Raw genomic sequence first — 7,195 nt, 5'->3', positions numbered from 1 at the left:
TCATCATGGGACTGCAAACCGGTCGGCTCAAGGAACGGGAAAATCAAGCTCTGGCGCGCGAACGCGAAACCGAGTTGTTGTACCAATTCAGCGCCCAACTGGTTTCGGAAATGAACGCGGTCGAACTGGCCAGGGTCTTAGCCGAAAAGATCGCCTCAAAGGTTAACGCCATAAGCTTGTTGCTTTTTCTCCCCGATGATAACGGCAAATTAAGCGTGATCGGCGCCCCCGCCTCGCTTGGCCAAAAGAGCCAGTCGTTAGCCAACTGGGTTTATCTCAATGCCAAAGCGGTCGGCCTTCCTTTTAATGAAGGCCTAGAACCGGCGGAATGGCCAATCTCGGTAACGCACGATCAGACGGGGTTACCCGGTAAACGATCGGACATCGCCATTCCACTAACAACCGCGACCAAGCAGGTCGGGGTATTATATGTAAGCGAAAGAAAAAACGGCGGCAATTACACGCTCACGGACGCGCGCTTGCTGGTCATGATCGCCAACCAAACGGCCGCGTTCTTAGAGCGCCAACAGCTTCAAGCGCTAGCCGTGCAAGCCGACGCCCTGCGCGAATCCGACCATCTAAAATCGACTTTTGTCTCTTCCGTTTCTCATGACCTTAAGACCCCCCTCGCCTCGATCAAGGCGACCGTCACCAACCTCCTGGAAAAGGATTTTCGCTGGGATGAAAAAACCGTCCGGCATGAGCTGGGAGCGATCAAAATCGACCTGGATAAACTGGGTAATAACATCGGCTCGCTGATCGACCTCTCCCGGCTGGAATCGTCCGCCTGGAAACCGAAAAAAGAATGGTTCACTCCCGGGGAGATAGTCGGTTCGACCTTGAATCTCTTCGCCGAAAAACAACGCGCCAGAATAACGCTCGCCCTGCCGGACAACCTGCCGGAAATCCCGGTCGATTTCGACCAACTTTCGCGCGTTCTCGGCAACTTGCTGGATAACGCGCTGACTTACGGGGGAGAAGATGGTCGGGTCAAGATCGGAGCGGAAGAAGAAAAAAATGAAGTCCGGCTCTGGGTCGAAGATGAAGGTCCGGGAGTCCCGCCGGAAGAAAGAGAATTGATCTTCGAAAAATTTTACCGCGGCCGTTACGCCGCCAAGTCCCCGTCCGGTACCGGGCTGGGCCTCGCGATCGCCCGGGAGATCGTTAAAACGCACGGCGGCCGGATCTGGATCGAAGACGTCTTGCCGCATGGGGCAAGATTCACGCTCGCCTTGCCTAAAGCGGGGGTAAAACAATGAACGCGCCGGAAAAACCGGCCAGGATCCTGGTCGTTGACGATGAACTGCAGATCCAGCGGGCCCTTAAGTCTATTCTTTCGACCCGGAAATACGAGGTGATCTTGGCGGCCGACGGCGAGACCGCCCTCGACCTGGCCGTCGATCACACCCCGGACCTTATCATTATGGACCTCTCCCTCCCGGGGATGAACGGCATCGAAGTTTGCCGGGAACTGCGGGAATGGTATAAAGGTTCGATCCTGGTCTTAAGCGTCCGTGCCGGAGACACCGATAAGATCAAAGCGCTGGATACCGGCGCCGATGATTATCTGACCAAGCCCTTTTCGGCCGGAGAACTACTTGCCCGGGTCAGAGCCCTGCTGCGGCGCTCAACCCAAACTATCGCGTCAACGCCGATCCTAACCTTTGGCGAACTGGAGATCGACCTGGCGCAGAGACGGGTCAGGCGCGGCAAGAAAGAGTTTGATCTGACCCGCCTTGAATTTGATATCCTCGCCTTTTTAGCCCAGAACGCGGACCGGGTCGTCACTTCAAAAATGCTGCTGCAACAGGTTTGGGGTCCGGAATACGGCGATGACACCCAAACCCTGCGCGTCCATATTAACCATCTCCGCAAGAAGATTGAACCCCATCCTTCGGTCCCTAAATACATTCTAACGGAACCAGGGGTCGGGTTTAGGCTGGCAATCCCCAAAACTTAACAAAATCTTTATATCTCTTTCCCTGATCTTTATCCCTTTTTTATTGGTTAGCTTGTATTATATTCACATGATCGATTTGGCATATTTGCTTTTTCTCCTGGCTTTTCTGATCGTGACGATCGGCTATGTCATCGTGGCGGACAGATTATGAGCTTTGAATATCTGGGCATTTTAATAATTGTCGTTTTACTGGTCGGCTATCTCGGCTACGCCCTGATCAGGCCGGAGAAAATGTAATGGAGCTATTACAAGTTGTTGTTTACGTTGCCGTCCTCCTGTTGCTAACCAAGCCGCTGGGTCTATACATGAGCCATGTTTTTAACGGTGAAAGGACTTGGCTTTCTCCTATCCTTGCCCCGCTGGAACGCTTTATTTATAATTTCTGCGGGATCGAGCCAAATAGCGAAATGCGTTGGACCACCTATACGACCACCATGCTGTTGTTGAATATTTTCGGTGCCCTGCTGCTGTACGGCATTTTGCGGCTGCAGCAATTTCTCCCGCTTAACCCCCAGCATTTCGCGGGGCTGAGCCCCGACCTCGCCTTCAACACCGCGGTCAGTTTTGTGACCAATACCAACTGGCAGGCCTACGGCGGCGAATCGACCTTAAGCTACTTCTCGCAAACGGCCGGACTGGTCTGGCAGCAATTTCTCTCCGCCGCCACCGGTCTGGCGCTGGCCATCGCTTTGATCCGCGGCTTGACCAGGCGTTCGGCCAAAACGATCGGTAATTTCTGGGTCGATCTGGTCCGCTCCTTTCTTTACGTCTTACTCCCACTTTCGATCATGATGTCGCTGGTCCTGGTCTCCCAGGGAGTGATCCAAAATTTTAATCCGTACGCGACGGCAACCACGGTTGAAGGCGCTAAACAGACGATCGCCCAGGGACCGGTCGCTTCAATGCTGGCGATCAAGATGGTCGGGACCAACGGGGGCGGTTTTTTTAACGCCAACTCCTCTCACCCTTACGAGAATCCCACCCCCCTCTCCAATTTCCTGCAAATGCTGGCAATCTTCCTTATTCCCGCCAGCCTGACCTACACCTTTGGACGGTTTGCCAAGAACCAAAAACAGGGTTGGGCCCTTTTTTCCGCGATGCTCTTTTTATTTCTAACCGGTTTCGCGATCATGTATTGGAGCGAACAAGCAAACCCGATCCTCACCCGACTCGGTGTCGACCAGACCGCCAGCCAGTTTCAGCCGGGCGGTAATATGGAAGGGAAAGAGGTCCGTTTCGGCATCCTGAATTCCGTCCTCTTCGCGGCGATCACCACCGACGCTTCCTGCGGCGCGATCAATTGCCTGCACGACAGTTTAACCCCTTTGGCCGGCGGGATCGCCATGCTGAATATCGCGCTGGGGGAGCTCATTTTTGGCGGCGTGGGAGCGGGCATGCTCGGGATCATCGTCTTCGCGATCTTAACGGTTTTTATCGCCGGTTTGATGGTCGGACGGACCCCGGAATATCTTGGCAAAAAAATTGAACCGAAAGAGATGAAAATGGCAATGCTGGCGATCTTGATCGTCGCCGCCAGCATTCTCCTTTTTTCCGCCCTCTTCTGCGTCACCCCGCAAGGCTTGGCCGGACGGGCCAATCTCGGCCCCCATGGCCTCTCCGAAATGCTTTATGCCGCAACCTCCGCCTCTGGAAATAATGGCAGTGCCTTTGCCGGTCTGGCGGTCAACGCTCCTTTCTATAATGTTATCCTCGGCCTGGCGATGCTGCTCGGCCGGTTCTTTTTTATCATCCCAATAATGGCGATCGCCGGTTCGATGGCCGGCAAGAACCTGGTCCCGGAATCGAGCGGCACCTTCCCGACCACCGGCCTGCTCTTTATCGCCCTGCTCATCGGAGTCATTTTGATCGTCGGCGCCCTGACTTTTTTCCCGGCCTATGTCCTGGGCCCGATCGTTGAACACTTTTTAATGCGGGCCGGCAAGCTCTTCTAAATATATGGAAAATAAACATAAAAAACTTTCAATGGGTCCGATCATCAGACGGGCAACGCTCGATTCTTTCCTCAAACTAAATCCGTCCAATATGGTCCACAACCCGGTCATGTTCGTGACCGAGATCGGCAGTTTCATTTCCTCCTTTTACTTTGTCCTGGCCTTATATCGCGGAAACCCCACCGCCGGTTTTTTAGGCGGGATCTCCGCCTGGCTCTGGTTCACCGTCCTCTTCGCCAACTTTGCCGAAGCAATGGCTGAAGGCCGCGGCAAGGCCCAGGCCGACACCCTCCGCAAAATGAAAACTGAAACCATGGCCAACCTGGTCACCGGCGAGAAGATCACCCAGGTCCCAGCCAACAAACTGCACAAGGGTGATATCATTTTGGTCTCGGCCGGCGAGACGATCCCCGGCGACGGCGAGATCATCGACGGGATCGCTTCCGTCGACGAGTCAGCCATCACCGGCGAATCGGCCCCGGTCATCCGGGAAAGCGGCGGCGACCGGAGCGCCGTGACCGGCGGGACCAAAGTCTTGTCCGACCAGATCAAGGTCAAGATCAGCTCTGAACCGGGCCAGACCTTTCTCGATAAAATGATCGCTCTGGTCGAAGGGGCGGCGCGGCAAAAAACCCCGAACGAGATCGCGCTCGATATCCTGCTGGCGGGCTTAACGATCCTCTTCCTCCTGGTCACCGTCTCACTGCAAACTTACGCTATTTATTCCGGCCGGGCGGTCCCGGTACCGGTCCTGATCTCCCTCTTGATCTGCCTGATGCCAACCACCATCGGAGGCTTGCTCTCCGCGATCGGGATCGCCGGCATGGACCGTTTGATCCGGCACAATGTCCTGGCAATGTCCGGCCGGGCGGTGGAAGCGGCCGGCGACGTCAATACGCTTTTGCTCGATAAGACCGGCACGATCACTTTGGGCAACCGCCAGGCGGCCGAATTCATCCCGGTCGAAAACTACTCCGAGACCGACGTGGCCGATGTCGCCCAGCTCGCCTCCTTAAGCGACGAAACCCCGGAAGGCCGCTCGATCGTCGTCCTGGCCAAAAAATTCGGTTTCCGCGACCGGCACGTCGGCCATGACGCCAAATTTATCGCTTTTTCCGCCCAGACCAGGATGAGCGGCGTTGACTTGAACGGCCAACAGATCCGTAAGGGGGCCGGTGACGCCGTTATCGCCTGGATAGAAAAAAACAACGGCACGGCGCCTCCCTCTCTCCGCAAGATCATCGAAACCATTGCTAAAAGCGGCGGGACCCCGTTGGTTGTCGCCAAGGATAAAAACATCGTCGGGGTGATCCACCTCAAGGACATCGTCAAGGGGGGGATCAGAGAACGGTTCCACCAGCTCCGCGCCATGGGGATCCGGACCGTCATGATCACCGGCGACAATCCCCTGACCGCCGCCGCGATCGCCAAAGAAGCCGGGGTCGACGATTTTCTGGCCCAGGCGACCCCGGAAAATAAAATGCAGCTTATTAAACGGGAACAAGCCGAGGGCAAACTGGTCGCCATGACCGGCGACGGAACGAATGACGCCCCGGCCCTCGCCCAGGCCGATGTCGGCGTCGCGATGAACACCGGGACCATGGCGGCCAAGGAAGCGGGTAACATGGTCGACCTCGATTCCAACCCGACGAAACTGATCGAGATCGTGGCGATCGGCAAACAGCTGTTGATGACCAGAGGCGCGCTGACCACCTTCAGCATCGCCAATGACGTCGCCAAATATTTTGCCATTATCCCGGCGATGTTTGCTCCGATCTTCCCGGAATTGAACAAGCTAAACATCATGAAATTACATTCCCCGAACAGCGCCATCATGTCGGCGGTGATCTTTAACGCGCTGATCATTATTGTTTTGATCCCCCTGGCCTTGCGCGGAGTGACGTATCGTCCGCTTGGGGCGGCCGCCCTCTTGAGGCGGAATTTATTCATCTATGGTTTAGGGGGGCTGGTTGTCCCTTTTATCGGGCTAAAACTTATTGACCTGATCTTGATCGCTTTAAAAGTCGCGAATTAGTTTATAATACTTTCGGAGATGTAAAATAAATGGAACGGCACGCGCTGATCGCCGCAAAATTATTATTGTTAACCCTGGTTTTGTTCGGGGTCGTCTATCCCGGACTGATTACCGGCCTGGCACAACTCCTCTATCCTATCCAGGCCAACGGCAGCCTGATCTCAATATCAGGCCAGACCGCCGGCTCGGCTTTGATCGGTCAATCATTCGCCAAGCCGGAATATTTTCAGCCGCGCCCTTCCGCCGCCGGTTCCGGTTACGACGCCTCCTCCTCCGGCGGCTCCAACCTGGGCCCGACCAGCCAGGCTTTATATAATCGAGTGACAACCGAAGTCATCAGGCTCGTCAACCAAAACCCCTCTCTGGAATCCGGATCGATCCCGGTCGACATGGTCACCAGTTCGGCCAGCGGGCTTGATCCCGACATTACGCCAGCTAATGCCAACGCTCAGATCGACCGGGTCGCCAAGGCCCGCGGCATATCAACGGAAATCATCAGAAAACTAGTCGCCGACAACATAACCGGACGGCAGTTCGGTTTTCTCGGCGAAAGCAGAGTCAACGTCCTAAGCTTGAACCTGGCCCTTGATCGACTCAGCGGGGAGGCAACAGTTGGAAAATAAACGCGGTAAATTAAAGATCTTTCTCGGCGCCGTCGCCGGCGTCGGTAAAACTTTTAAGATGCTCTCGGAAGCGCACCGGCGGATCTCCCGCGGCGAAGAGATCGTCATCGGCCTCATCGAATCGCACGGCCGCCCGGCGACCGCCGCCCTGCTCAAAGGGATCGAACAGGTCCCGTTAAAAGCGATCGACTACCGCGGCACTACTTTTTATGAAGTCGATACCCACGCGATCATCGCCCGCCATCCACAATACGTCCTGATCGATGAACTCGCTCACACCAACGTCCCGGGAACAATCCACGTCAAACGCTGGCAAAGCATTGAAGCGGTCCTGGCGGCTGGGATCAACGTCATCACCACCCTTAACGTCCAGCACATTGAAAGCCTCAACGACGCCATCTTCCAGTTGACCGGGGTCAGGGTCAAAGAGACCGTCCCCGACTCGGTCGTCGACAACGCCGACGAGATCGAACTGGTCGATCTGACGCCAGAAGCACTGATCAACCGGCTGGAACGGGGAGACGTTTACAAAGGGGAAAAAGTCCCCCAGGCCCTCGCCAATTTCTTCCGCAAGGAAAATCTAGCCGCCCTGCGCGAACTCGCCTTAAGGCGGACCGCCGATGAA

General features: G+C 55.6%; 7 protein-coding genes. All 7 read left to right on the top strand.

The annotated features are described in order from the left end of the window. The coding region (locus WC529_09080; protein ID MFA5114422.1) for an ATP-binding protein at positions 1-1,259 on the top strand (1,259 nt) is incomplete at its 5' end. Further along, on the top strand, positions 1,256-1,960 hold the full coding sequence (locus WC529_09075; GenBank protein ID MFA5114421.1) for a response regulator transcription factor: 705 nt from the start codon (positions 1,256-1,258) through the stop codon (positions 1,958-1,960). The genes WC529_09080 and WC529_09075, both read left to right, overlap by 4 nt. A gap of 147 nt (positions 1,961-2,107) precedes the next feature. Next, the gene (gene kdpF, locus WC529_09070; GenBank protein MFA5114420.1) at positions 2,108-2,197 is read left to right on the top strand and encodes a K(+)-transporting ATPase subunit F; all 90 of its coding nucleotides are present in this window, start codon (positions 2,108-2,110) and stop codon (positions 2,195-2,197) included. After that, on the top strand, positions 2,197-3,912 hold the full coding sequence (gene kdpA / locus WC529_09065) for a potassium-transporting ATPase subunit KdpA (GenBank protein ID MFA5114419.1): 1,716 nt from the start codon (positions 2,197-2,199) through the stop codon (positions 3,910-3,912). Before kdpF ends, kdpA begins: the two co-directional genes overlap by 1 nt. 4 nt (positions 3,913-3,916) lie before the next feature. Further along, positions 3,917-5,947 carry a potassium-transporting ATPase subunit KdpB gene (gene kdpB / locus WC529_09060; protein MFA5114418.1) on the top strand — a complete coding sequence of 677 codons (2,031 nt, stop codon included), beginning with the start codon at positions 3,917-3,919 and terminating at the stop codon, positions 5,945-5,947. 29 nt (positions 5,948-5,976) lie between these two features. Then, positions 5,977-6,570 carry a potassium-transporting ATPase subunit KdpC gene (kdpC, locus tag WC529_09055; protein MFA5114417.1) on the top strand — a complete coding sequence of 198 codons (594 nt, stop codon included), beginning with the start codon at positions 5,977-5,979 and terminating at the stop codon, positions 6,568-6,570. After that, positions 6,560-7,195, top strand: a 636-nt coding sequence (locus WC529_09050; GenBank protein MFA5114416.1) for a sensor histidine kinase KdpD, incomplete at its 3' end; no start/stop codon positions are given. The genes kdpC and WC529_09050, both read left to right, overlap by 11 nt.

This window comes from Candidatus Margulisiibacteriota bacterium (genome assembly GCA_041650855.1).
In the GTDB taxonomy this organism is placed as follows: domain Bacteria; phylum Margulisbacteria; class WOR-1; order O2-12-FULL-45-9; family XYB2-FULL-48-7; genus JALOPZ01.
The sequence above is the reverse complement of the archived record's forward strand: the minus strand, read 5'-3'. Positions and strand labels throughout refer to the sequence as shown.